The following is a 24,951-nucleotide window of genomic DNA, read 5'->3' as shown; positions in this document are numbered from 1 at the left end:
TTTACGAACTTTATATGCACGTTTTCCTACGCTTGCACCTTCGTTTGTTTCCGCAGGATTTCCTTCATGGCCTTCTCATGCTCCAAAGTGCTCGCCACTGCGCTCTTCGCCACCCTTCCCGTGCTGGCCAGCGCCCAGCTCACCGGCAACGTCAGCCTGACCACCAACTACAAGTTCCGCGGCCAGGACCAGGACACCTCCAAGGCCAGGGCCGTCAAGCCGGCGCTGCAAGGCGGCTTTGACTATGCCTTTGGTGAATCCGGCTTCTATGTGGGCAACTGGAACTCCAGCGTGGACTGGCTGTCGGGCAACTCGCTCGAATCCGACGTGTACGGGGGCTACAAGTTCAAGGCCGGCGACGCGGACCTGGACCTGGGCGTGCTGACCTACATCTACCCCGGCAACAGCAACGGCAACACCACCGAAGTCTATGGCGCGGCCACGTTCGGCCCCCTGACCGCCCGGTACTCGCACACACTGTCCAAGGACTACTTCGCCTACGCCGGCCCCGGCTTCAAGGGCCGCAACACCGGCTACCTGAACCTGGCGTTCGCGCACGAAGTGGCCCCCAAGATCACGCTGAAGGCATCCGTGGGTTTCACCCGCTTTGGTGGCGACATCATGGCCCCCAACTTCATGGACTACAGCGTGGGCGGTGCCTACGATTTCGGCTCGGGTGTGTCGCTGGGCGCTGCGGTGGCGGGCGCCAGCAAGAAAGAATTCTTCGGCCCCGTCAACAAGTCGCGCGTGATCGTCACGCTCACCAAAGTGCTTTGACTTCCTGAGCGGCATCGCGGCCCAGCGCCTGCCGTTGCCGCGGACGGACAGTACCGGCGAGGACCCACCGCCGCGCCACAAGCGGTCCTCGCCGGTGCTTTCGAAAGTCAGGCCACGCTGAAAAGCGCCATTCCTGCAGCGGTCCTGTCCCCCGTATCAGAACGACACGGTCGCAGACACTTTGAAGGTGCGCGGTGCGCCTGGCATCACGAAGCCGTCGCCGAAGATGCCGATCCAGTACTTCTTGTCGGCCACGTTTTCCACGCTGGCGTTGAAGCGCACGGGCATGCTGCCGAACCTGGTGGCGTAGCTGGCATTCAGGTCCAGGCGGTTCCAGGAGGGCACGCGCAGCTTGTTGCCCGAATCCGCCCACTGCGAGCTGGTATGGACCACGCGGCCGCCCACCTTCAGACCTTGCACGGGCGTTTGCCAATCCAGGCCGATGCGCGCGCGCAGCTCAGGCGTGCCGTAGGTATCGCGGCCGGTGTTGCGCTGCTCGGATTCGATGTGGGTAACGCCGCCCAGCAGCGACAGGTCTTTGGTCAACATGCCGTACATGCTCCACTCCAGGCCGCGCAGCCGCTGCTCGCCGTCATCGACCATGCGGTTGGCACTGTTGGTGACGAAGGAGGGGCGCTTGATCTCATAGGCGCTGACGGTGTGCGTGAGCGCACCCGTCTGCAGCTTCACGCCCAGTTCGAACTGCTTGGTCTGCTTCGGTGGCAGGGCCTCACCCGTGTTGGCGTAGCCCACTCCAACAATCTGGCCGGGCTCCAGGCCTTCGGTGTAATTGCCAAAGAGCGAGAGGGAATCCCCCCAGGGCCGTACCACGGCGGCGAGCATGGGGGAGAAACGGCTTTCGCTGTATTTTTGCAGCGGCATCTTCACGGTCTGGTGGCGCCCGCCCACTGTCAGCAGCACGGTTTCATGGGCAAAGGCCATGGTGTCGGCGACGGCCAGCGAGCGATAGTCGTTCACGGTGGTGTAGCCGGTCCACTTGGGCGCTGCGGGAAAGGTGGGCGCCACGGGGTTGTACATGTTGGTGGTGTAGCAGTAGTTGCAGGCGGTGTTGACCGTGCCTTCCTTGTGCTTGAGGACATTGGCCGAAAGCTGCAGGCGGTGCTTGACGCTGCCGGTGTCGAACTTGCCGATCACGCCCGTCTCGGCCGTGCGGCGCTCGGATTCGGTGTGGACGTTGTAGATCGCGCCGCGCGTGGTGCCGTCCGCGCCGGTGACGAAGGCGCGCGTGCCGAACAGCAGGCCGTTGCCCTCGGCCTCGGAGCCACCTATCGCGAAGTACCCTTGCCAGTCGGGCGTGAAGTCGACCTCGGCGCGGGCCAGCGCGCCGCTGTTGTCGTACTGCCCGTGCGTGCCGCGGAACATGTTGGTGTCGCCCTCGGGCGGCGCCAGCAGGCGGCCTACGCCGGGGATCTGGGCGTTGCCCAGAAAGTTGAACATGCCCGGGCTGCCGCCCTCGATCTTGGTGACGCTGCTGTACACGTCCAGCGAGAAGCGCGCGCGGTCGCCCAGGTAGTCCAGCGCCAGAGCCCCCACGCGGCGGGTCTGGTCCTCTTCCTTGGCGCCCATCTCGCCGCTGCCATAGACGCCGTTGAAGCGGATACCCAGGCGCTTTTCATCGCCGAAGCGCTTGCCCACGTCGGCATGGCCCTGCAGGTATGAATGCGTGGCGTACGTCATCGTCAGGTCGGCGATGGGCTGCGCCAGTGCGCGCTTGGTGACCATGTTGACGGTGCCGGCCACGCTGTTGTTGGGCGGCATGCCCGAGAGCAGCACGTTCGGGCCGCGCAGCACCTCGATGCGTTCGAACATCTCCACCGGCACCGCATTGGCCGGGGCGATGCCGTACAGGCCGTTGGTGGCGATGTCCATCGCGCTCATGTCCAGGCCGCGCAGGTTGAAGTTCTGCAGCAGGTGGTTCTTGTTGGTGATGAAGACGACCGACGAGTCGTTCTCCAGCACGTCCTGCAGCGTGAGGGCCGACCAGTCCTCGACCAGCTCGCGCGTGTAGGCGTTGACATGCACGGGCGCCTCCAGGATGGACGTGGCGCCCAGGATGCCCAGGCGCGCGCCCGATGCGGCCTTGTGGCCGGGCGCGCGGGTCGGCAGGTCTTCACGTTCGTACTTGCTGCGCACATTGACTTGCTCCAGCGTGGCGGTGGCCGTGCCGCCGTCCGCGGTCTGCCCTGCGACGGAGGCGCTGAAAGCCAGCAGCGCCAGAGCGATGGGAGTAAGCCGGCCGGTGCGGCCAAAGGATGCTTTGTTGGACATTGCTTCTTGCCGTTATTTGATACGAATGAAAATAATTCTCATTATATTTCATGTTGTAACCGACACCCCGCTGGCGACTGAGTACGGTAGGCCTGTTTATGGAAGTCAAATTGGCCTCCAGCGCTTATGTAGCAAGCGCAGGCAGCTATGAAAATGAAGTGTTGCGCATGCACATCAGGCAGCCACGCCGACCGGATGCACCTTGGCGCGCTGGCGCCAACCCAGCCATCCGAAGAACAGTGCCAGCAGCAGGCAGGTCAGGCCCAGCAGTACCCCGTCCGGACTGGGGTTCAGCACGGCGGCCACGGGTACCAGCGCATTGCAGATCGCCGTGAACCACAACAGGCCGGGCGCAGCGCGTTCCGTGCCGCGCCAGATCGCCCAGGCGATGCAGGCGAGAAACAGCGTGTAGTACACACCCTGGTGGAGCGCGTCGATGTCGCCCACCCTCGGCGCGAACCAGTGCGCCAGGGCAAGCGTCGCGGGTAGCGCCGCAGCGCAGCCCAGGCACACACCCTGCGTGAGCGCGGACACGACACGCACATGGCGCGGCCGCCTCATGGACTGCCCGTCTTGCGGTTTGCGCGCGCGCTGGGTCCGCGTCTCTATCCACAGCAAATTCCCGGTGTAGAACAGCAGCGCACCCGACAGCCCCAGCAGCAGGTACAGGATGCGCACCGTGTCGCCACCATAGCTGCCGAAGTGCAGCGCGAACAGGCTGCTGAGGAGCGCCGTCGACGCATAGCCGCTGGCACCCGGCAGATAGTTGCGATCGTAGATTTCGCCGCTGCCCAGGTTCACGAAAGCCAGGCCGTAGCGCGAGGCGCGCTGGAAGTGCCGTTCATCCACGCCCCCCACCAGCCCCACGGGGCCGCTGGGGAGCATCACGTAGTCCAGGCCCAGGGGCGCAAATCCCGGCGCCTGCTCCTGTACGCGGCGCATGATTTCGCTCGGAGGCAGCCAGTCTGCGCGCGCCACCTGCGGCGGCTTGACACTGTCGCGCGCGACGGTGGCGCGCAGGCCTTCCTGATAGACGAACTTGTCCTGCGCCAGGTAGACCATGTCGTGTAGCCCGAACACGGCGGCGCTCAGTGCGATGACAAGGTGAAACGGCAGGCTGGCCACGCCCAGCAGGTTGTGCACATCCAGCCACATGCGCTTGAGGTTGGATCCCAGGCGCAGATAAAACAAGTCCTTCACCAGCGAAGGCAGCAGCACCACGATGCCTGACACCAGGGCCAGCGCATAGGCCAGAGACACGAGGCCGATCAGCGGCTCGGCCAATTCCAGCGGAATGGGCAGGCCACCCTTGCGATGCAGGTAGTCCACAAAATTGCCGCTGGTGTCGTCCTCGCGCGGCATGGAGTGCATGCGGTGCAATTGACCATCGTTGCCCAGTTGCCACCACACCGCGTCCTGGCCGCGCACCATGTGCGCAAGCGCGGGCTGGGTGTGGTCCGCACTGGGCCAGCGCAAACGCACGCGGCCCTTAAAGTCCGGGTTCGCGTCGAGGAAGACTTTGGCCAGCGCGTCGCCGTCATTGCTGATCGCACGGGATACGGCGGCCGGTGGCTGGGTCCAGCGGGTGATCTCGGCTTCCAGCATCGAGAACGCGCCAGCGTAGAAGGCGACGTACAACACCAGCCCGCAGAGGATGCCAACCCAGGTGTGAACCGCCAGGTAGTCGCGAACGGTCTGCGCCTTCATTGCAATACCTTCCAGGCGGTGAAAGCAGCTGCATTGGCCAGCAGGAAAACTGCCAGGCATTGCCGGCGGCTTCGGGCCAGGAATGCCGCGCACGGCACGGCCGCCCACAGCAGGACCGCCAGCCACATGGCAATTTGGTCGCGTACCGGCACATGGCTTGGCAAGAGCCCGCCGTACATCAGCAGCCAACTGAGCCACAGTGCCAATGGAAAGCCAAGAAGAAAACCCGTCAATCCCTTGAAGAGCAGATGACGGGGCGCTGCGTCGGGATCTTTGCGACGACTCATCGCACAGCTCTTTTGGAAGCGCCACGGCGCCTGGCCTGGCAGTAGCTCAGGCAGGGTATCGCCAGCATGGCCACCCCCAACACGAAGGCGATGGACACGGCCAGCCCCATGCCACTGGCGTGGATGCCACCTACAGCGACCAGCGCCGCCGCCACTCCCAACGCTGCGTACGGCCACCTCTGGTGCGACCCGTCCGCACGGGGAGTGGCGCGCAGAACCAGCCAGCCACACGCAAAGGTCAGAAGAATACCGATCAACATGTATGCAATTGAGAATAAGAATTGCTACCAATGTTAATCGGTCCCCGTGAACGCCCTGAACAGGTGCCACCACAGGGCGCTTTTCGACCCGAAAACCCGTGCCCATGCCGTGTTCATCGCCCCCGCACACAGCTCTGCGAGAGGCCCAGCCACAAGGCTTGATCACCTTCCGCGTGAATGAACCTGGCAGCACACGCCACGCCACCGAATGGAAGGCCGCATGGGGAAGGGGGCCGGTATCGAGCACATCCGGCGGTTGCCCCCGTTTGCTTCAGTGCAAAGGACTTCATCTGCGGCATGGGGGGCGCCGCACTGCCGGGGGCACCGAAGTGCAATACGTCCGTTCACAGGTGGGGCTCGCCGCACGTAGCGCAGGCATGGCCCCCATCGATCAGGCCGTGATCGAGATTGCAAACAATAGTCAATTCTCGGATTTTTGATTTATGGCGAGTTACCGTATGTGACATGAGTATTGGGCAGCTGGAGCAATTTGCCCCAACGTCCTATTTCGCCATGTCACAAAAATCGCTCGCCCCACTGATTGCACGGTTGCCTTTGCATGGGCACCTATGCGGTGCCTTGCTTGACAGCACATGACGGCTTGAAATCGCCGTGCGTGGCGGCCTGAAGAGCTGCGTCGCAGGAAGGCGCACCTGCAGTCCCCGCATCAAACCGCTGATGAGCGAAATGCCGGCGGAAATTTACTCGAGACCGTGCCGAGGGGGGTGGCTCGGCAGTGAGGTCCGCGTCCTGGCGTTCGGATGCTGTCGCACCTGCGCTGCACAGCGTCCAATCGGCGCGCTGTAGCACTTGTCGGCCACGGGTTGGGCCTGGAGGGCTGACCGGGAAACCCCGGAGGCGCCGGTTAGTTATCTGCAGATTGGCTAGTCCATTGGCGTTGGCAAGACCCTGCATCGTTTTCGGCGTATCGAATCTCGACGTGATTTCCGCACTGCCGTAACGCGCTGATTGTCCTTTGTGTGATGCCGCAGGCACTGCGCCCACTTTGGACAGTGGGCTGGATTTTTTCGCTGGGCCCCTCGTTTCATGACGCGGACCCACGATCCGAAAGTTGTTTGTTGTATGTCTGCTCACTGCTTCACCGTTCTGAGCAGCGTTTAAATCCAAAGAGGGAATCGTGTTGAAAAGAACAAATGGTTGGAGAACCATGCATGCCTTGGTTCACAAGTTCCTGCGCGGCGTGGCCGCGATAGGTGTTGGGGGGCTGCTTCTGGCAGCGCATCCGGCGCACGCCGAATTCGTCAATGGCGGGTTTGAGGGCGGCACGTTTGGCAGCGAATGGATCAAAACGACTCTGCAGAACAACGGCGTGCCCACAGTTAGTACGCACACCATCAACCCCAAATCCATCAAGGATCTGAATCTTCGGGCCAATGCTGGTGACGCAGGATATGACCCCAATCTCTATACCACCACGGGGACGGCACCCGACGCCACGGACCTGTCCGTGGTGCTAGATGCAGGTGGCGCGGGCGCTCGCAGCCAACAGGATCATCTGCTCACTGGCGCCATCCCCGCTGCCTCCTTGCGCTGGCCCTTTGCTGGCAACAACAGTGCTTTGGTGAATCTGAATCCACTTGGATCCACCCAGGCAACGCGTCATATTGCCAGAAGTGGCAGCCCGACCCTGGGGAACCCGCCCGTGCAGTACACGAGCCATGCTTCCCGTGCCAGCTCCATTCGGCAACGCGCCCAAGTGACGGCTGCCGATGTGGACGCAGACGGCAAGGTACACGTTCGCTTCGCCATGACGCCCGTGCTTGACAACCCAGGATTGATCAAAGTGCTGGGCGGCACCGTGAGTGCTGCTTCCGGCTCCGCCATCGTCACAGGCACGGGGACCAATTTCACGGCCACGGTGAGCCCTGGAAACTATGTGCGTCTTGGCACAAACAATACGGATCGTCAGGTACTTTCCGTTGACAGTGACACGCAAATTACGCTGACCAGCAACGCCATCAACGTGACAAATGGTGCGGTATATGTTTCCAGCGTTTCCGGTGGGCATTTCTCCGAAGAACAGCCCTACTTTGCGGTCGAAGTGCGCAAGATCACGTCGGCCGTGGATTCCACCCCTGTTCCTGTGCCCGGTGCCCCCGCGAGCTCCCCTGGCCAGTTGTTCTTCACCTTCAACTTCTCCAACCAGCCAGGGACCGTGTGGCATGACACCACGAACAACACCCGGAACTACGCCTATTCGGAATTCATCACTTTTGACATAGCCCCCGGCAATGCCAAACTGCAGGTGGGCGACTGGATCGAGCTTGAACTGGTGGCGGCGGGTTGCTCTCCTGGCGGGCACGAAGGCCATGTGCATGTGGACAGCTTTAGCTTCAGGCTCCCCGACGTGTTGTGGGTGAGCGTCTCTGGCCCCGTGTCTGTCAGCAGCGCCAATGGCACTCAGATCACCTACACCTATACCTACACCAACAAGACCAGCGACCCAGTGAGCAACGCCACTGTGACGCCGGTGATGCCGCAAGACAATTCGGCCGTCCCTCAGAACGTGACCTACGTGTCTTCCAGCGGAGGAAACTGCACGCCGGCTTCTGGTGGCGCCACTGCCACACCGCCAACGCCAGGCGGCTCCCTGAGTTGCAACGTGGGTACGTTGGCGCCGGGGCAGTCAGGGTCTTTTACTGTCACCGTAGTTGTTCCCGATGGGGCAATGGGGCCCATCAACAACGGGAACTACACCATCGCGGGTGACGCGGTCGATCCGCTTCCCGGCCCCATGTGGAAAACGGATCTGGTAAGCCCTTCGACGCTCAGCGACATGGACGTGGATGCGGTGACTCTGAACCTGCCACCGACTGCCAATGTAGGCACGCTTTACACCGGCTCGTATACCTGCACCAACAAGGGGGCTGCTGCCGCGGATGTTGCAACATGCGATGCCGCAAACCTGCCCGCAGGCGTGGGCGTCTCCGCATGTACCGTCAGCCCGGCCAATACGCCCTGGACCCAGCCAGGTACTGTGCCTTCCGGAGAGACTGTGACATGTCAAGTTTCTGGAACACCCACCACAACGGGTAGCGTGACCGTGCATGTGACCACCGGGGCCGACAACGATCCGAATACGCTGAACAATGAACGTACCGCCATCATCGCCATCGCTGGTGTTCTACCTACGCCTGACATGGCGATCGACTTGGCAGGTATTCCGCCCTCAGGGACAGTTGGTGTGCCCTACAGCGGTAGCTTCACGTGCCAGAACATCGGTGCCGCCACGGCGCTCACCGGCACCACCTGCGCCGTGGGAGGGCTCCCGGCAGGGGTGAACCAGGGGGCCTGCAGCATCAGCACAGGCGGCGCCTGGACCGCTGGAAACGCCGTACCTGCGGGGGCCTTCGTCACCTGTGCGGTGAGCGGCACGCCAACCAGCTCTGGTGGGTTGACCGTGAACGGCTCCACCGGCGCCACGGGCGACATCAATGTCGGCAACAACACAGCATCGAAGCCTGTGTCTATGACGACGGCCCCGGATGTACTGGTGGATGTGAGCGGGTTGCCTGCCACCGCAAGAGTGGGTGTCTCTTACACAGGGAGCTACACCTGCACCAACGCTGGTTCTGCCGATGCGGTGGCCAGCACGAGTTGCTCTGTCGCCGGTCTGCCTCCGGGCCTGTCCACGAGCTCCTGCACGGTCAGCCCTGGGGCCTCGGCATGGGTCGCAGGGAACGCCATTCCCCAAGGCCAGACGGTGACATGCCAGGTGAGCGGCACCCCCACGACCTTGGGGACGGCTACCGCCAACGGCACAACAGGTGCAGCAGGCGACGGTGATACATCCAACAATACGCAGTCGCGCGTCATCGCCGTAGAAGCGGCCAATGCGCCGGCATCGATTCCCACGCTCTCGGAATGGGGACTTGTCATGCTGTCCAGCTTGATGGTCATGATGGGCCTGATCCGTCGCAAGCGCGCGCTCGTCCCGTAGTAAATGGATTGCGTTAGGCGGTCGTCATGGTGTCCACCAATCGATAACGGTGGACACCATGGACGCGTTCAAGCTGCAATTCCTTTTCAATTGCGAAATATGTCGCCCAACTGCGCGTCCTCACTTCGGTCGGCTGCGCGGACGTCCGCTGTTGCCACGGCAGGCACGGTGCGAAGCCGACAAGCAATGTGCGCAGACCGCATAGGGCCGCGCCAAGCAGTCACACGGGCGCGCTGCCGGTGGATGCCCGTCAGCTGAGGCATATGCGCGTGAACGCAACGCGCGGGCACGCCATCCGGTTGCGTCCATTGCAGCGGCTTTTCATGGTGGCGCTGCCAGGGCCAGATCAAGGCGCAGCGGACAGCAGTTCGCGAGGAGGCTGCCAGCCCGGCAGTTGCTGGATTCGACGCAGCCAGGCACGCACGTGTGGCGGAACATCGAGCCCCACGTCATCCGCCCAGAACAGGTAGCCGCAGAGCGCGCAATCAGCGACCGATAGTTGCTCGTCGAGGATGAATGCGCGTCCGTCGCTCAGCTCGGCCTCAAGCCGCGCTATGTCGCGCAGATAGCGCGCCAGCAGCCATTCCGGTGTGCCGCCGGGATACTCCTGCGGGGCAAACTGGCGGGCAAACCGAACATGTGGCAGCGACAGGCCGAGACGATTGGCTTCCCAGAACAGCCATTCACGCACACGCGCCATGCGCTGCGGGCTCTCGCCACCCAGGCGCTGCAGGCGCTCTGCCAGCAGGCACAGAATGGCGTTGGACTGCACAAAGCTCTCCGCTCCCCACACCAGGAGCGGTACCTCATTGAAACGCGCCAGGCTGCGAAATGGCTCCGGTCGTTGTTCAGGCGACACAAAGATGTCGATATGGACATAGTCATGCTCAACCTGCCCAAACACCAATGCCAGGCGCACCTTGTTGCTATGGCCAGATTCACGGTTGCCGTAGAGGGTGATGCCGGTTGGTGTGAGCGGGGGCGTCATATCGGGTTCCTGGGAGGTATCCATCTGGGAGTCATTCTCTGCAGAGAGCATACGAGACGAGCCCGTCATGCCGGATGCGGCATGTGGGCGCCGTCAGGACCACATGATTGGCCGTTCACCGCTCACCACTCATCGCAATTGGCATTGAATGCGAGTCGGCAAAAAGCCGCGCAAGCGCATCGATCAACTCGGGCCCATGGCCCACCGAGCCCCCCGGAGCGGCACCGCAGACGGCTTCCATCACCGTCGTGGTGCCCGCCAGACCGAAGCCGTCGGAAACGGGCCTGCGAGCACCGTGCATGCTGACAGGATGCCGGTTTCCTTGCTGTCTTGCGGAAATGCCGGCCAGGGACCTCACCCAGATCAACTCGGTGCCTGCGGGTCCATCTCAGCCCTTGCGAAGCCGCAGGGCGTTGGTGATCACCGAGGCAGAACTCAGGCTCATCGCCAGGGCCGCGATCATCGGCGACAGCAGCCAGCCGGTGAAGGGATACAGCAGTCCTGCCGCAATCGGTATGCCCAGCGCGTTGTAGAGGAAGGCGAACATGAGGTTCTGCTTCATGTTGCCCACCGTCGCCTCGGACAGTTCCCGCGCTGTGGAAATACCCCGCAGATCGCCCTTGACCAAGGTGACCTGTGCGCTGTTCATCGCCACGTCGGTGCCGGTGCCCATCGCGATCCCCACATCCGCCTTGGCAAGGGCGGGCGCGTCGTTGATCCCGTCCCCCGCCATGGCGACAACACGGCCTTCGGCCTGCAGCCGCGACACCAGGGCCAGCTTGTCCGCAGGCTTGACCTCGCCATGGACCTCATCAATCCCCAGCTTGACCCCCACCGCCTTGGCGGTGGTCATGCCGTCGCCCGTGGCCATGACAATGCGCAGTCCCGCCGCATGCAAGGTCGCCAGCGCTTCCGGCGTGCTGGCCTTGATGGCATCCGAGACCGCCAGCAGGCCTTGAAGCTGGCCATCGGCCGCCAGGTACATCACGCTGGCGCCTGTGGCGCGCAAGGCCTCTGCCTGCGCAAGCAGCGGATCCGCAGAAACCCCCACCTGCTCCATGAGGACCGTGTTTCCCAGGGCGATCTGGCGCCCGCCGACCCGTCCGCGTACGCCGATGCCCGACCCGGACTCGAAGTCCTCGGGCTTGTCCAGGGCCAGCCCCTTGGCGCGGGCCGCCTGGACAATGGCGTCGGCCAGCGGGTGCTCGCTGCCTTGGTCCAGGCTGGCAGCCAGGCGCAACACTTCGTCGTTGGATATGCCGGGCATGGCCACCACACGCTCGAAGGAGGGTTTGCCCTCTGTGAGCGTGCCAGTCTTGTCCACGATCAGCGTGTCCACCTTGCGCAGGTTCTCGATGGCTGCCGCGTCCCTGAACAGCACCCCACGGGTCGCCCCCCGGCCCGTGGCCACCATGATGGACATGGGTGTTGCCAGGCCCAACGCGCAGGGACACGCGATGATCAGCACGGCCACGGCATTGACCAGGCCATAGACCCACCGTGGCTCAGGACCGAACAGGCCCCACGCGAAGAGCGTGAGCAACGCGATACCGACCACGGCCACCACGAAGTACCCCGCCACCTGGTCCGCCATGCGCTGCATGGGGGCCCGTGAGCGCTGTGCCTGGGCCACCATCTGAACGATCTGGGACAGCATGGTGGCGGAGCCGACCCGCTCCGACCGGATCACGAGCGCTCCGTTGGTATTGAGCGTGGCACCGATGACCGCATCCCCGGGCCCTTTGACGATGGGCACCGGCTCGCCAGTGAGCATGGCTTCGTCCACGGCGCTGCTCCCCTCGACGACCACGCCATCCACCGGCACCTTCTCCCCGGGGCGCACGCGCAGCAGGTCACCCACATGGACGTGGGACAGCGGCACGTCGCTCTCCTGGCCGTTGGCGTCGATGCGCCGCGCCGTCTTGGGTGCCAGGCCCAACAGCGATTTGATGGCGGCCGAGGTCTGGGAGCGCGCTTTCAGCTCCAGCATCTGGCCGAGGAGCGTGAGCGAGATGATGACGGCCGCAGCTTCGAAATACACCGCCACGCGCCCCATGGCCTGGAACGAGGCGGGAAACACCCCCGGCGCAACGGTCGCGACCACGCTGTAGACGAAAGCGGCACCGGTGCCCAGGCTGATCAGCGTCCACATATTGGGGCTGCGGTTCACGACCGACTGCGCACCGCGCACGAAGAAGGGCCAGCCCGCCCACAGGACGATGGGTACCGTGAGGACCAGCTCAATCCAGCTCTGAGTCGCCATCTCGAACCACTGCAACCGGTGCCCAAGCATCGCCAGGACAGCGACCACTACTGTGAGAGGCAGCGTCCACCAGAAGCGATGCCGGAAATCCACGAGTTCCGCGTTTTCTCCCTCATCGAGCGTAGGCAGCATGGGCTCCAGTGTCATGCCGCACTTGGGGCAGTTCCCCGGGTGGTCCTGCTGCACCTCCGGGTGCATGGGACAGGTGTAGATCGTGCCGGGTTGCGCCGCTGCGGGCTTGGGCTGAGGGGCACGGTCGCTCCGCGGCGTAGACAGGAATTTTTGCGGCGCTTCCACAAAGCGTGTTTTGCACTTGACGCTGCAAAAGTAGTAGCGATGTCCTTCGTGCTCTGCCGAGTGATGCGACTGGTCCGTCACCTCCATGCCGCAGACTGGATCTTTCAACCCTGTTGATGGCGCAGGTGAATGCCCGTTATGGTCTTCGCGGTGTTGGTGTCCGTGGACCACATGATCGTGCGGTGCTGCAGCTGGCATGGATGGCCTCCCTATCGATGTGTTGAAAGTCTGCCGAGGTTATTTTTTGTCCGATTCCTCTCCAGGCGCTGTGTGGCGGGGTCGTTGTTCATGGCGTTCTCCAAGAAGTCCTCAAGATGGTGCGAGACCTTGTTGGAACGTTAAGGCTTGACACGGTGGGAATGTCAAGCGCCCACAGCGGCCGCCCTTGAGATCCAGTTCATGGTGATCGATGAGGGCTGCAAGACGGTCGTCAGCGCCATGGAGCCTGCCAGGCAAGCCGGTGCGTGAGGCCGCGCCGCACAAGAAGGCCCTGCCACGGTCGGCCACCATCGCGGCACAAGGCGATGGTTCCATGGTCCCACCCGCGGCCCGGTTCAGTGCCCCCCTCGATGTACGTGGACACCTCGCATCCACGTCATGAGATCCAGATGACTGTTCGTCGGCGCGTGGGTCGCTTCAAGGTGTGTTCTGGACGCCTTGGCTCCGCGCCGAGTGGGCTTGACGAAACTGGCGTTGTGGTTGGGCTTCGACGGACTGTCCGCCGCCAAGTTGTCCAGGATTGCGCAATGCGCATGGTCGTCGCCAGCGCACACAGAAACCAACTGCTCCAACGCCGATTTCATCTCGACAATCTCCCGCAGCTTCTCCTCCAGATCCGCCAGATGGCGCTCGGCAATCGCTTTCACCTGCCGACTGGTGCGGTGCGTGTCGCCCCATTGGCCGATCAACTCCGCAATCTGTGGCATGGAGAATCCGAGGCGGCGCGACTGCCGGATGAAACGCAGTACCGAAACTTCGCGCTCACCGTACTTTCGATAGCCAGACTCGCTGCGCTCGGCTTCTGGCAACAATCCTGTTTGCTCGTAGTGGCGGATCATCTTGGCCGATACGCCTGCCGCCTTGGCTGCATCGCCGATGTTCATGAGTGTGGTCATGGATGCTCCTGTGCAATGGAATAACCCGGTAGCCAGGACTTTCCTCCTTGCCACCGTGTCAATGTCAAGTTCCCCGGACGTTCCTTTTTTTGTCCGGACCGAATCAGGCGGGTGGGTATCCGGCCTCGGTCAGTGCCTCGGCCAGTGTCTTGCGGTCTTCCGCGCTTTGCACCGTGACCATCCGCCTGGACATGTCCACCCGCACCTTGCAGTCAGGGTCTGCCATCTGCAGCGTCTGGTTCACCATCCCCGCACAGTGTCCGCAGGTCATGTCGGGAAGTTGGAATTCGTGCATTTTTCACCTCTGGGGGAAAGTTAAGAGGTGCCCAGTCTCCGGTTTGCCACAGGGGCAAGGTCAAGTGGCCGGATGGTGGCCTGTCCAAGACATGCTGACTCGTTTGCGTCTCCCACCGTGTCAACCCTGAAAGTCCGGGCTGTGCCGGATACCGCCGGAGTTGAACACCACTTGGAGATTGTCATGAATACCCCCGTGAATGAAGCGGCCTCGTCCGCCGCCCTGTCGAGCGCACACCTGAATCTCCCGATTCTGGGCATGACCTGCGGCTCCTGCGTTGGGCGGGTTGAAAAGGCACTGAAAGCCGTACCCGGTGTCCGCGAGGTGACCGTGAACATTGCCACGGAGCGCGCCACCGTGGTGGCCGCCGCCACAGTGGCAGTCACTGCTCTGGCTGCGGCCGTGCAAAAGGCGGGATACGCAGTGGCGGAGGAATCCATGGAGTTGTTGATCGGCGGGATGACGTGCGCTTCGTGCGTTGGACGTGTCGAAAAGGCGCTGAAGGCCGTGCCTGGCGTGAAGCATGCCGAAGTCAATCTGGCCACCGAGCGTGCGCAGATTCGTTTCGATGCAGGCTTGCCACCCGAACGTCTGGTAGCCGCCGTTGCAAAGGCGGGCTATGAGGCCCAGATGGTGGATGCGAGCACTCCGGCTGAACCCGCGAATCAGTCTGCGCCTTGGTGGCCGGTCGCGCTGGCGGGGGGCCTGTCCGTTCCTCTGGTGTTGCCCATGGTGGGCATGCTGTTCGGCCAAGACTGGACACTCAACGGCTGGATTCAACTCGCCTTGGCCACGCCAGTGCAGTTCTGGCTGGGAGCGCGGTTTTACCGTGCCGGCTGGAAGGCGCTGCGTGCAGGGGCAGGAAACATGGATCTGCTGGTGGCGCTGGGTACGTCGGCCGGGTACGGCTTGAGCCTGTATCTGTTGTTCAAGCACGCCGAGCACGGCACCCCCCACCTGTATTTTGAAGCCTCCGCAGTCATCGTCACGCTTGTCCTTCTGGGGAAGTGGCTGGAGGCCCGGGCCAAGCGGCAAACCACTGAGGCCATCCGGGCGCTGCATGCGCTGCGCCCGGAGATTGCGCGCGTGCGCACTGATGCCGGTGACATCGATCTGCCACTCTCACGTGTGAAAGTAGGTGATACGGTGGTTGTTCGTCCAGGGGAAAGAGTCCCGGTGGATGGTGCTGTGATCGAAGGCGCCAGCCAGGTGGATGAGTCATTGATCACCGGGGAGAGCCTGCCCGTGGCGAAGCACGTCGGTGACAAGGTGACAGGGGGCGCAGTGAACGCGGAAGGCTTGCTGCTGGTGCGCACCACCGCCATCGGCGCTGAGTCAACCCTGTCGCGCATCGTGCGCATGGTCGAGTCGGCACAGGCCAAGAAGGCTCCCATCCAGCGGATAGTGGATGAAGTGAGTGCGGTCTTTGTGCCCGTGGTGCTCGGCCTTGCTGCCATCACACTGATGGGCTGGGGCTTCGCCACTGGCCACTGGGAGCAGGCGATCCTCAATGCCGTCGCGGTACTTGTCATTGCGTGCCCTTGTGCGCTCGGCTTGGCGACTCCCACCGCGATCATGGCGGGCACCGGTGTAGCAGCACGCCACGGTATTCTGATCAAGGATGCCGAAGCACTTGAAGTTGCCCACCGCATCGACACGGTGGCGTTCGACAAGACCGGCACCCTGACCGAGGGCAAGCCCACCTTGACGGCAGCAATACCCGCCGAAGGCCACCAGGATCAGCTGCTGCCGTTTGCGGCCGCCATTCAGAACGGCAGCGAGCATCCGCTGGCGAAGGCGGTGATGGATGCAGCGCGCATCCAGGGCGTGATCGTGCCTCGGGCCACCGAGGTCACTGCCGTGTCTGGCAGAGGTATGTCTGCTGTCGTCAAAGGACGCCAGATCCGCCTGGGAAGCACGCGTTACATGGATGAGCTAGGCGTCAACACGGCCAGCCTGACGGTGACCGCCGCACAGATGCAGCACGAAGGCCGCACTGTGTCCTGGTTGGCCGACGTGACCGATGCGCCAGAAGTGGTGGGACTCTTGGCGTTTGGAGACACCGTCAAGCCCAGCTCCCAACAGGCCATTGCCCAACTGCACCGCCTGGGCATCCAGACCGTCCTGGTCACCGGGGACAACAAGGGAAGCGCAGGCGCGGTGGCCCGCGCCTTGGGCATCGATCAGGTTCGCGCCGATGTGCTGCCAGAAGGCAAGGCGGATATCGTGGCCCAGCTCAAGGCCGGTGGCAGACAGGTGGCGATGGTGGGTGACGGGATCAACGACGCGCCCGCTCTGGCGGCTGCAAACGTGGGAATTGCCATGTCCACGGGCACGGACGTGGCCATGCATGCGGCGGGGATCACGCTCATGCGCGGAGACCCTGCGCTGATCGCGGATGCCATCGATATCTCCCGGCGTACCTACGCAAAGATCCGTCAGAACCTTTTCTGGGCATTCGCGTACAACGTGGTCGGGATTCCCCTGGCGGCATTGGGACTGCTGAATCCCATGGTGGCCGGAGCTGCCATGGCCCTGAGCAGCGTGAGTGTGGTGACCAACGCTCTCATGCTACGGTCCTGGAAGAAGTGAGGAACGACCACGGCAGAAAAAGAACCGCAGGCGCTGAGCCACCCCACCCTCGGTGTCTGTCGATCAGAGATCGATCTGCCCGGAGTTCTCCCAGGCATCGCCCCCTCATGCCGAGGTAGCGCATGGTCGATTCCAGCCTGGAGTGCCCTGCACCGACAAGTGACTACCGATCTCTCGCTCAGTTTAGATATGCGTCGTTTGAGAGCCCCGAACGACGAAAGCACAACGATTGAAAACCTGCAGCAAGGCTCTTGAGCATCGTGGGACGCTAGGAGGAGCCCAATTGCACCAGCGCGTTTTGGAGGGCTGTTCTGAACCTCGGGTCCATCACCGCCCCCACGTTATAGCGTGACCATGGCGAGGTCGCGGAGGTGTCAACGCTGAAAATCCTGCCCGGAGCCAACCGGATGTTGTGTGGGCGCAGCGAATCTGCAAGGGCCATCGAATCATCCACCCCGGGCATGGATACCCACAGGTAGAGGGACTGGGCGTTCTTTGCGAAGATGTTCGCTCCTACAGATTCGAACAGCGCGCGCGCACCCTCCGTCGCTTCGCCCAGCCGACTGCGCAACCGGGTCAGGTGTCGTTGATAGTGGCCTTCGCTCAACATGACATCGACGGTCCGTTCGCAATACTCAGAACTGCTCACGTGGATCAGCGCTTTCAGATCGGCAAGGTCACTGGCCAAATCCGCGCCGCAAGCAATGAAGCCCACGCGCAGTGCGGCCGAGAATGATTTTGAGAAGCTGCCGATGTAGATCGTGCGCTCGAGTTGGTCCAGAGAAGCCAGGCGTGGCGACGAGGTCGGCTTGAAGTCCGCAAGCGGATCGTTCTCAACGATCAGCAGGTCGTATTTCTGTGCCAGCTGCAGAACGCGAAATGCCTTTGCCGCGGACAGGTCCGAGCCTGTCGGGTTGTGTGCAAGCGACTGCGTGAAGAAGAGCCTGGGCCGCTGGGTGATCAGCAACTGCTCCAGGGCTTCCAGGTCCGGCCCATCGTGCAGGCGTGGCACGCCCAGCACCTCGGCACTGGCCATCTTCAACTTGCCGAACAAAGGGTAGTAGCCGGGGTCGTCCACCAACACCTTGCCACCGGGCGGCACGAAGTAGCGGATGACGATGTCCATCGCCTCGTTGGCACCGTGCGTCAGGACGATTTGCCGGGGTTCGGCACCAATCCCGAAGTCAGCGAGCTTGCGCACCAGATGCTCTCGCACAGGGGTGTACCCAAAGCGGCTGCCGTAGCGGAACAGGGAGCCCAGCCCAGTCCGCACGACTTTCTGGTGGTACTTGTCCAGCCTCACGTCCGAGAGCCACTCCACTGGAGGGAAGCCATCGGCGATGGCCAGGGCGCCCGGTTCCGTTTTGAGCTGTTCACGCATCAGCCAAACGATGTCTTTTGCCCGCCCCAAGCTTCCCGCCTCATCGTCGGCCGCCTTGGACGGAGGCTTTTCGACCACGAAGTACCCGGCACCTCGACGAGGCTCGATCAGCCCGCGCGAGACGAGCAGTTCAAAAGCCGTGACCACCGTGTTCTTGGCGTACTTGTGGAGTTCGGCCATCTCGCGCAGCGAGGGCAATTTGTCGCCGACCTTGTAGGCACCGTCGCGTATCTGCCTTTCGATGTCATCGGCGACCGAAACGGGCAACGTGGCTGCTCTGGCTCGACGTGTCTGGGAGCGTCCTTCAACTGTCATTGGTCAACTCTGGCATGGCCAGAAAAGAAACTGTTTGGCCAAACTGTACCTTTTCTATTTGGTACGGTGATTTTAAAGTTTACCCATACCGTATCCACTACTCATAAGACACTCCATGGTCGATTCACGACTCCCAAACTTCCGATCCCTCAGCCCTGCACAGCGCTTGGAGCATGTCGCACGAATCGCCAACCTGTCCGAGGGCGATGTCGCACTCATCGCCCAGCCCGGCGCGCTCAACGTCGAGCGTGCCAACGGCATGGTGGAGAACGTCATCGGAACATTCGAACTTCCGTTCGGCATCGGCGGCAACTTCCAGATCAACGGTCGCGATGTCCTGGTACCGATGGTGGTCGAAGAGCCGTCCGTCGTGGCGGCGGCCTCGTTCATGGCCAAGCTGGCCCGCGACTGTGGCGGCTTCGAAACCTCCAGCACGGGGCCGCTGATGCGTGCCCAGGTGCAGGTCATTGGCATCACCGACCCCTATGGCGCCCGCCTGGCGCTCCTGAAGCATCGTGACGAGATCCTGGAGGTCGCCAACAGCCGCGACAAGGTCCTCATCGGCCTGGGCGGCGGCTGCCGCGACATCGAGATCCACGTGTTCCCCGACACGGCCCGCGGTCCCATGGTCGTCATGCACCTGATCGTCGACGTGCGCGACGCGATGGGTGCCAACACCGTCAACACCATGGCCGAATCGGTTTCGCCCCTGGTCGAGAAGCTCACGGGCGGCACCGTGCGGCTGCGCATCCTGTCCAACCTGGCCGACCTGCGTCTGTCACGCGCCCGCGTGCGGCTCACGCCCGAAACGCTCAGAACCAAAGAGCGCAGCGGCGAAGAGATCATCGAAGGCGTGCTCGATGCCTACACCTTCGCAGCCATCGACCCGTACCGCGCGGCCACGCACAACAAAGGCATCATGAACGGCATAGATCCCGTCATCGTTGCCACCGGCAACGACTGGCGCGCGGTCGAGGCCGGCGCCCATGCCTACGCCTGCCGAAACGGACGCTACACCTCGCTGACGACCTGGGAGAAAGACACCCAGGGCGCGCTGGTCGGCACCATCGAAATGCCCATGCCCGTGGGCCTGGTGGGCGGCGCGACCAAGACACACCCGCTGGCCCGGTTGTCGCTCAAGATCATGGGCGTCAGGTCGGCGCAGGAGCTGGGCGAGGTGGCCGTCGCGGTGGGCCTGGCCCAGAACCTCGGAGCGCTGCGCGCCCTGGCCACCGAAGGGATCCAGCGCGGCCATATGGCCCTGCACGCACGCAACATCGCGCTGGTCGCAGGGGCAACGGGTGACGAGATCGAAGTCGTTGCCAGGCGCATGGCCGCGGAGCACGACGTACGCACCGACCGGGCGGTCGTCTTGCTTGAAGAGCTGCGCCAAAACTAAGACAGCCGCCATTGCCGGCGGGGCGGCTGATTCCGCCGGCCTCGAAGCCAGCCAGACCGTTCACCCATCTCATAACTTGGAGACTATCGACATGACACAACCTCAGGTCAAGCGCCGCACCGTGCTCGGTTCCCTCGGCGCCACGATGTTGTCAACGTGGGCGTGCCCCACGCTCGCACAGGGTGCTGTGTTCCCCCACCGTCCGATCAAGATCATCGTCCCCTGGGCTGCGGGGGGCGGCGGCGATGTGATCGTGCGCCTCATGGGCACGAGTCTTCAGAAGCGGCTCGGCCAGGCCGTCGTGGTTGACAACCGCCCCGGCGCCGTCGGAACCATCGGTAGCGTCGCGGCAGCGCGCAGCCCGGCCGACGGCTACACGCTCGTCTACGGCGGCATGGAGTCGCACACCATCGCGCCCCATGCGATGAAGAAGGCACCTTACGACCCCAAGAAGGAATTTGTTGCCATTGCGCCGCTGGGCTTCTTCCCTGCGGCCCTGGTGGTGAGCGCTTCACACCCAGCCAAGAACCTGAACCAGTTCCTGCAGATGGCCAAGGATGCCAAGACCCCGATGAGCTTCGGCTCGTGGAGCACCGCCACGTCCGGACACCTCATGATGGAGGCCCTGAAGGTGGCCAAGAGCGTCGATCTCCTGCATGTGCCCTACAACGGCACCGCGCCCCTGCTCAATGCCCAGCTGTCTCAACAGGTCGATTGTTCCATCAACGTCCTGTCGACCGTGGAACCCCACATCCGCAGCGGTACGCTGCGCCTGCTGGCGGTTTCAATGCCCCAACGCCTGCCGGAGTTTCCGGACGTCCCGACCCTGAAAGAAATCGGTCTCAATGTCGAACGGGGACCATGGGTGGGAATTTTCGGCCCGGCCGGAATGCCGGAAGACGTCATCTCGCGCGTGCACGAGGCAGTCGACGCCACCCTCAGGGAGCCAGCCATCGTCGAGCAGACCAAGAAGATGTTCTTCGTCGTCGAGCACATGGATCAGCGCGCGTACCAGAACTTCTATTTCAGCGAGATCGATCGCTGGGGCCAGTACGTCAAGACGGCCAAGGTGGCCATCGAGTGACCGTGTTGGCGTCGCTTGACGGCACGACGCTGACCGGACGGGCGACCTGCACCGCCTGGGCTTCGACCGGGTTGTTGCCCGGTCAGGAGAAAGGGTGTGCGCTCCAGGCCGGCCATGCCCGAAAAACGGGGCGCCCGTCGCTGCAGGCTGCGGCTTGCTGAAGCGCCCCGAGGCCGGTCATTCTCGCGTCTATCGGCGTGCGCCTGGCTTACCACCGGCGCACCAAAAAAAGCCACGGGACGCGAGGCTTGCCCGCGTCAAATCAACCTCGTCTCTCGCTCCCAGAAAGGCGCTCGCAGCTTCTTCTTGTCGATTTTTCCAAAGGGGGTCGTTGGCAGCGCATCTGCGAAGATGATTTGCTTCGGTGCAATCAGCGGCCCCTTGCGTTCCCGCACGTAGGCGATCAGGTCAGCTGCCTCGGCTTCAGCCCCGTCCCGCAACACGACGAACGCCGCGACGGCTTCACCCCACGTGGCATGGGGCACGCCGATCACGGCGGCGGATGCGACAGCGGCATGCGCGGCCAGAACATCCTCGACCTCCCGCGGATAGACGTTCGAGCCCCCTGACACGATCATGTCTTTCTTGCGGTCCACAATCGACAGGCGGCCATGCGGATCGGAGAAACCGATGTCCCCGGTGTGCAACCACTCGCCAGCCAGTGCTTGCCGGGTGGCTTCCGGCTGCTCGAGATAGCCTTGCATCACCGACGGGCTTCGCACGCAGATCTCACCGATTTCGCCCGCCGCCAGCGGCTGATTGCTGTCGTCGAGAATCGCGATTTCGGCCGTCGCCATGGAGTAGCCACACGCTGCCAGGGATGCAGGATCGTCCAGATCATGATCCTTGCGGCGCAAGATCGCGATGGGGGTGCATTCTGTCTGCGCATAGACCTGGGAAAAGACCGGGCCGATGCGTTGAATCGCTTCCCTCAGGCGGTCCGGCGAAATGACGGACCCCGCATAGACCACGAGCTCGAGGCTGTCCAGGTCGAACTCCTCGAGTGGCGCATCCAGAAGCTTGTAGATCATCGTGGGCACCATCAGGGTTGCACTGATGCGCTCGCGCTGGATGATCTCCAGTACCTGGCCTGCGTCGAACTTCTTTATCAAATGGACAGTGCCGCCACGCATCAGCGTCGGTGCAATCAACTGTCCTGTGACATGGCTGATCAACGCGATCGCCAAATATTGCACGCCATCGGGCAGCTCCAGTTCACTGTTCATGGCGATGGACATCAGCGCGACCTGACCTGCCTCGCGCACGATGGCCTTCTGGCGGCCGGTCGTGCCCCCGGTGAAATTCAACGTGCCGATGTCGGTCGCGATCGCCCGCTCGACCGGTTCGACCTGTTCATGCCGGGCGACAAGCGCCAGAAGATCGGCACCGGGTCCAGCCTCTCCCACGTGGAACACGGAAACGCCCGGGAGCGCCTCGGCGAGTTCATGGGCCCGCGTTGTGAATCCATCCGTGTCGATGATCAGGACGGTAGCACCCACATCGCGGATCTGGGACACCTGGGAGTCCAGCGAACTGAGCGGGTGCAGCCAGCTGGTGGCAGCGCCGAGCCCCTGTGCTGCGACGGACGCGCACCAAGTCTCGTACCTGTTTTCCGTCAGCAATGCGACGCGCGCGCCCCGGCGCATGCCGTGCGAACTCAGCACCGCCTGAACTTTCCCCATGAAATCGATGGCGTCTTGATAGAGAACTGCCAATTCGCCCTGGCGGAAGGCTGTGCGGCCCGGGTACTTGCGCAAGGCACGCAGCACCAACGAGAAGAAGGTGGGGGGGTGATGCAGTTTCATATGGCTAAAAATCCCGATTGGTTCTCAGTCCAGCTTGATCTTGCTGTGCGAGATCAACTCGGCCCAAAGTGCCTGCTCGCGCCCGAGATACTGCGCAAACGCGTCCCTCGATCCACCCACGGGCTCCAGCCCCAGGGCCTCGAGACTGCGCTTGCGGAATCCCGGGTCGGCGAGAACCTTGTTGACTGCGAGATTGACGCGCTCCAAGACCGCCGGGGGCGTGCCGGCAGGAGCGGTCAGCCCGATCCAGTTCTCGCCGGAGAAAGCGAATTTCTGTTCGCTGATCGTCTGCACGCCAGGGAAGAAGTCGGACCGCTTTTCACCCATCACGGCGATCGCGCGCAGCCTTCCGGTTTCGATGTACGGGGCCACTGCGACGTGCGCCAACATCGCGGACTGCACGTCACCCGCCAACAAGGCCTGCATCAACGGCGCCGAGCCGTTGTACGGCACGTGGGTCAGCTGGGTTCCAAACACACGGTTGTACTCGGTCAAGAACACGTGCGAGGTGCTGCCCGTTCCGAAAGTCCCCCAGTTGACCTTCCCGGGATTCGCCTTGTCCAGTGCAGCCAGTTCGCTGAGGTTCTTCGCGCCGACGCCGGAGGAGACCACGATCGCCGCCACCATGTTCGCCATGCGGACCACGGGAACCAGGTCAGTCTTCGGGCTATAGGGCAGCTTCGAGTACAGCTGTGGATTGAGCGACATGATGTCGCCGTTGCTGATGCAAAGCGTGTAGCCGTCGGCGGAGGCCTTCGCACACCGCGTCGTCCCGATGATCCCATTCGCGCCGGCCCGGTTATCGATCACCACAGGCTGCCCAAGCTCCTTGCTGAGCGCCTCCGCCATCGGCCGAGCGAAGTTGTCCAGCACGCCTCCCGGCGGGTACGGCACGACCAGTTGCACCGGCTTCGATGGCCACGCCTGGGAAAATCCACTCTGAAGCGTCAAAGCCAGTACAGCAGCTATCGCGACCTTCACGCCATTTTTGATACACATATTCGTCTCCAATTTTGAAGTTGTCAGCAGGCGCACGTGTCCGCCAGACCCGCATATTCGCGAGGCGACGGCCTCCTGGCAATTCACTATTGGAAAACAGCAGTTTCGCCCTGCTTAACCCCCGTAAGGTATCAATTCACGGGCTCTGGCTATCGCGTGCATCCGCGCGCAACATCTCGACGAATTCACGTGCGAACAGTGGCAGTTCCTCCAATCCTCTGATGCAGATGTACTGGGGTCGAATCGACCACTCGTCCTCCAGGCTCACGATGCGGATGTTCATCGACTTCGCATGGCGTGCGGCTGGCAGATGGGTGAGCACGCCGACGCCGATCCGTGCCTGAACCATCCGGCACAGTGCTTCGAAATTGCCGACTTGGGCACGCAGATTGATGTGTCGCCTGAGCATTTCAGCCTGCTGCAGCAAGAAGTTGTGAAGCGTGCTCGATTGGGAAAGTCCTACGTGGTCAAAATCCAGCGTCTCGGCAAAAGAAACAGAACGCCGCTCGGCCAGAGGATGTCCTGCCGGCACCGCGAGCACCATGTGATCGGTGCGATAGGGAAGAATCTCCAGGCCAGTTGTGCCAACGTCTTCGAGGATCACGCCGACATCAACCACCCCTTCTGCAACCGCTCGAACGATGTCGCTTGAAAGGCGTTCCCGCAAGTCGATGCTGGTTCCGGGCCGACTTGCGAGGAACCGCTCGATCACAGGCGGCAGAAATTCACTGATGGCAGTGGTGCTGGCCATGATCCGCAAGCGCCCATCGATGCCGTCGGAGATATCAAGCATCTCGGCACGCAACAGCTCGACCTGCTCCATGATCAGCCGCGCGTGCTTGATCATCGCCTGGCCCGCGGCCGTGAGCGTCAGCCCCTTGCTGGTCCGGTTGATCAGGCGCGTAGCCACCGATTGTTCAAGTTGCTTGATCCGATTGCTCGCAGCAGGCAGCGAGATGTGGACCTGTTCGGCAGCGCGCGTGAGGCTGTTGGTGTCGGCGATGCGCACCATCAGGCGAAGGTCGGCGAGATCGAAGTGGACAGAGCGCCTGGGCATGCCCTGTGGCCGCTCCTGGGGGCGGTCTAGCATGTGGATGACCAAATGCCGTCTTCGACATCCGGCCGCCTGCACTTTTC

Annotated in this window: 16 protein-coding genes; 5 read left to right on the top strand and 11 right to left on the bottom strand. The window is 62.9% G+C overall.

Features of this window, described 5'->3' with window-relative positions:
• Positions 1-66: 66 nt before the first annotated feature.
• Positions 67-777 carry a TorF family putative porin gene (locus AC1RCS_RS11130; RefSeq protein ID WP_492244629.1) on the top strand — a complete coding sequence of 237 codons (711 nt, stop codon included), beginning with the start codon at positions 67-69 and terminating at the stop codon, positions 775-777.
• Positions 778-933: 156 nt separating this feature from the next.
• Here the strand turns inward: AC1RCS_RS11130 and AC1RCS_RS11125 are convergent, their stop codons facing one another.
• The 3 genes from AC1RCS_RS11125 to AC1RCS_RS11115 all read right to left on the bottom strand — a co-directional run bounded on the left by AC1RCS_RS11125 (position 934) and on the right by AC1RCS_RS11115 (position 5,060).
• Entirely contained in the window at positions 934-3,066 is a 2,133-nt protein-coding gene (locus AC1RCS_RS11125) for a TonB-dependent receptor (protein WP_492244630.1), read from the bottom strand.
• Between the two features lie 174 nt (positions 3,067-3,240).
• Complete coding sequence (locus AC1RCS_RS11120) at positions 3,241-4,773, bottom strand: PepSY-associated TM helix domain-containing protein (RefSeq protein ID WP_218339788.1); 1,533 nt, start codon at positions 4,771-4,773, stop codon at positions 3,241-3,243.
• Positions 4,770-5,060, bottom strand: coding sequence for a hypothetical protein (locus AC1RCS_RS11115; protein ID WP_218296194.1), 291 nt, complete (start codon positions 5,058-5,060; stop codon positions 4,770-4,772). The genes AC1RCS_RS11120 and AC1RCS_RS11115 overlap by 4 nt, the downstream gene beginning before the upstream one ends.
• Positions 5,061-6,458: 1,398 nt before the next feature.
• On the opposite strand from AC1RCS_RS11115, the gene AC1RCS_RS11110 reads away from it, so the two are divergent.
• Entirely contained in the window at positions 6,459-9,281 is a 2,823-nt protein-coding gene (locus AC1RCS_RS11110) for an IPTL-CTERM sorting domain-containing protein (RefSeq protein ID WP_492244631.1), read from the top strand.
• A 346-nt stretch (positions 9,282-9,627) separates the two neighbouring features.
• Here AC1RCS_RS11110 and AC1RCS_RS11105 read toward each other — a convergent pair whose 3' ends face one another.
• The 4 genes from AC1RCS_RS11105 to AC1RCS_RS11090 all read right to left on the bottom strand — a co-directional run bounded on the left by AC1RCS_RS11105 (position 9,628) and on the right by AC1RCS_RS11090 (position 14,239).
• Positions 9,628-10,269: a glutathione S-transferase family protein gene (locus AC1RCS_RS11105; RefSeq protein WP_218296196.1), complete on the bottom strand. Its 642-nt coding sequence runs from the start codon at positions 10,267-10,269 to the stop codon at positions 9,628-9,630.
• Between the two features lie 388 nt (positions 10,270-10,657).
• On the bottom strand, positions 10,658-12,916 hold the full coding sequence (locus AC1RCS_RS11100; RefSeq protein ID WP_492244696.1) for a heavy metal translocating P-type ATPase: 2,259 nt from the start codon (positions 12,914-12,916) through the stop codon (positions 10,658-10,660).
• A gap of 467 nt (positions 12,917-13,383) precedes the next feature.
• Positions 13,384-13,944, bottom strand: coding sequence for a Cu(I)-responsive transcriptional regulator (gene cueR, locus AC1RCS_RS11095; RefSeq protein ID WP_369643419.1), 561 nt, complete (start codon positions 13,942-13,944; stop codon positions 13,384-13,386).
• Between the two features lie 103 nt (positions 13,945-14,047).
• Positions 14,048-14,239 (bottom strand): heavy-metal-associated domain-containing protein, encoded by a 192-nt coding sequence (locus AC1RCS_RS11090; RefSeq protein ID WP_218296197.1) that lies wholly within the window; start codon positions 14,237-14,239, stop codon positions 14,048-14,050.
• Between the two features lie 183 nt (positions 14,240-14,422).
• On the opposite strand from AC1RCS_RS11090, the gene AC1RCS_RS11085 reads away from it, so the two are divergent.
• Positions 14,423-16,831, top strand: a complete 2,409-nt coding sequence (locus AC1RCS_RS11085) for a heavy metal translocating P-type ATPase (RefSeq protein WP_255594776.1) — start codon at positions 14,423-14,425, stop codon at positions 16,829-16,831.
• 268 nt (positions 16,832-17,099) lie between these two features.
• Here the strand turns inward: AC1RCS_RS11085 and AC1RCS_RS11080 are convergent, their stop codons facing one another.
• Positions 17,100-18,527 carry an aminotransferase-like domain-containing protein gene (locus tag AC1RCS_RS11080; RefSeq protein ID WP_492244632.1) on the bottom strand — a complete coding sequence of 476 codons (1,428 nt, stop codon included), beginning with the start codon at positions 18,525-18,527 and terminating at the stop codon, positions 17,100-17,102.
• Between the two features lie 115 nt (positions 18,528-18,642).
• Between AC1RCS_RS11080 and AC1RCS_RS11075 the strand changes: the two genes are divergently transcribed.
• Both AC1RCS_RS11075 and AC1RCS_RS11070 read left to right on the top strand, forming a co-directional pair.
• Complete coding sequence (locus AC1RCS_RS11075; protein WP_492244633.1) at positions 18,643-19,926, top strand: hydroxymethylglutaryl-CoA reductase, degradative; 1,284 nt, start codon at positions 18,643-18,645, stop codon at positions 19,924-19,926.
• 91 nt (positions 19,927-20,017) lie between these two features.
• Positions 20,018-21,010, top strand: a complete 993-nt coding sequence (locus AC1RCS_RS11070; RefSeq protein WP_218296201.1) for a Bug family tripartite tricarboxylate transporter substrate binding protein — start codon at positions 20,018-20,020, stop codon at positions 21,008-21,010.
• A gap of 257 nt (positions 21,011-21,267) precedes the next feature.
• Here AC1RCS_RS11070 and AC1RCS_RS11065 read toward each other — a convergent pair whose 3' ends face one another.
• From AC1RCS_RS11065 to AC1RCS_RS11055, 3 genes are all read right to left on the bottom strand, one after another.
• Positions 21,268-22,815, bottom strand: coding sequence for an AMP-binding protein (locus AC1RCS_RS11065; RefSeq protein ID WP_492244634.1), 1,548 nt, complete (start codon positions 22,813-22,815; stop codon positions 21,268-21,270).
• A gap of 24 nt (positions 22,816-22,839) precedes the next feature.
• Positions 22,840-23,850: a Bug family tripartite tricarboxylate transporter substrate binding protein gene (locus AC1RCS_RS11060; RefSeq protein WP_218339797.1), complete on the bottom strand. Its 1,011-nt coding sequence runs from the start codon at positions 23,848-23,850 to the stop codon at positions 22,840-22,842.
• 100 nt (positions 23,851-23,950) lie between these two features.
• Positions 23,951-24,871 carry a LysR family transcriptional regulator gene (locus AC1RCS_RS11055; protein WP_492244635.1) on the bottom strand — a complete coding sequence of 307 codons (921 nt, stop codon included), beginning with the start codon at positions 24,869-24,871 and terminating at the stop codon, positions 23,951-23,953.
• Positions 24,872-24,951: the final 80 nt, after the last annotated feature.

The organism is Acidovorax sp. GW823-FHT01C06 (genome assembly GCF_058798375.1).
The sequence above is the reverse complement of the archived record's forward strand: the minus strand, read 5'-3'. Positions and strand labels throughout refer to the sequence as shown.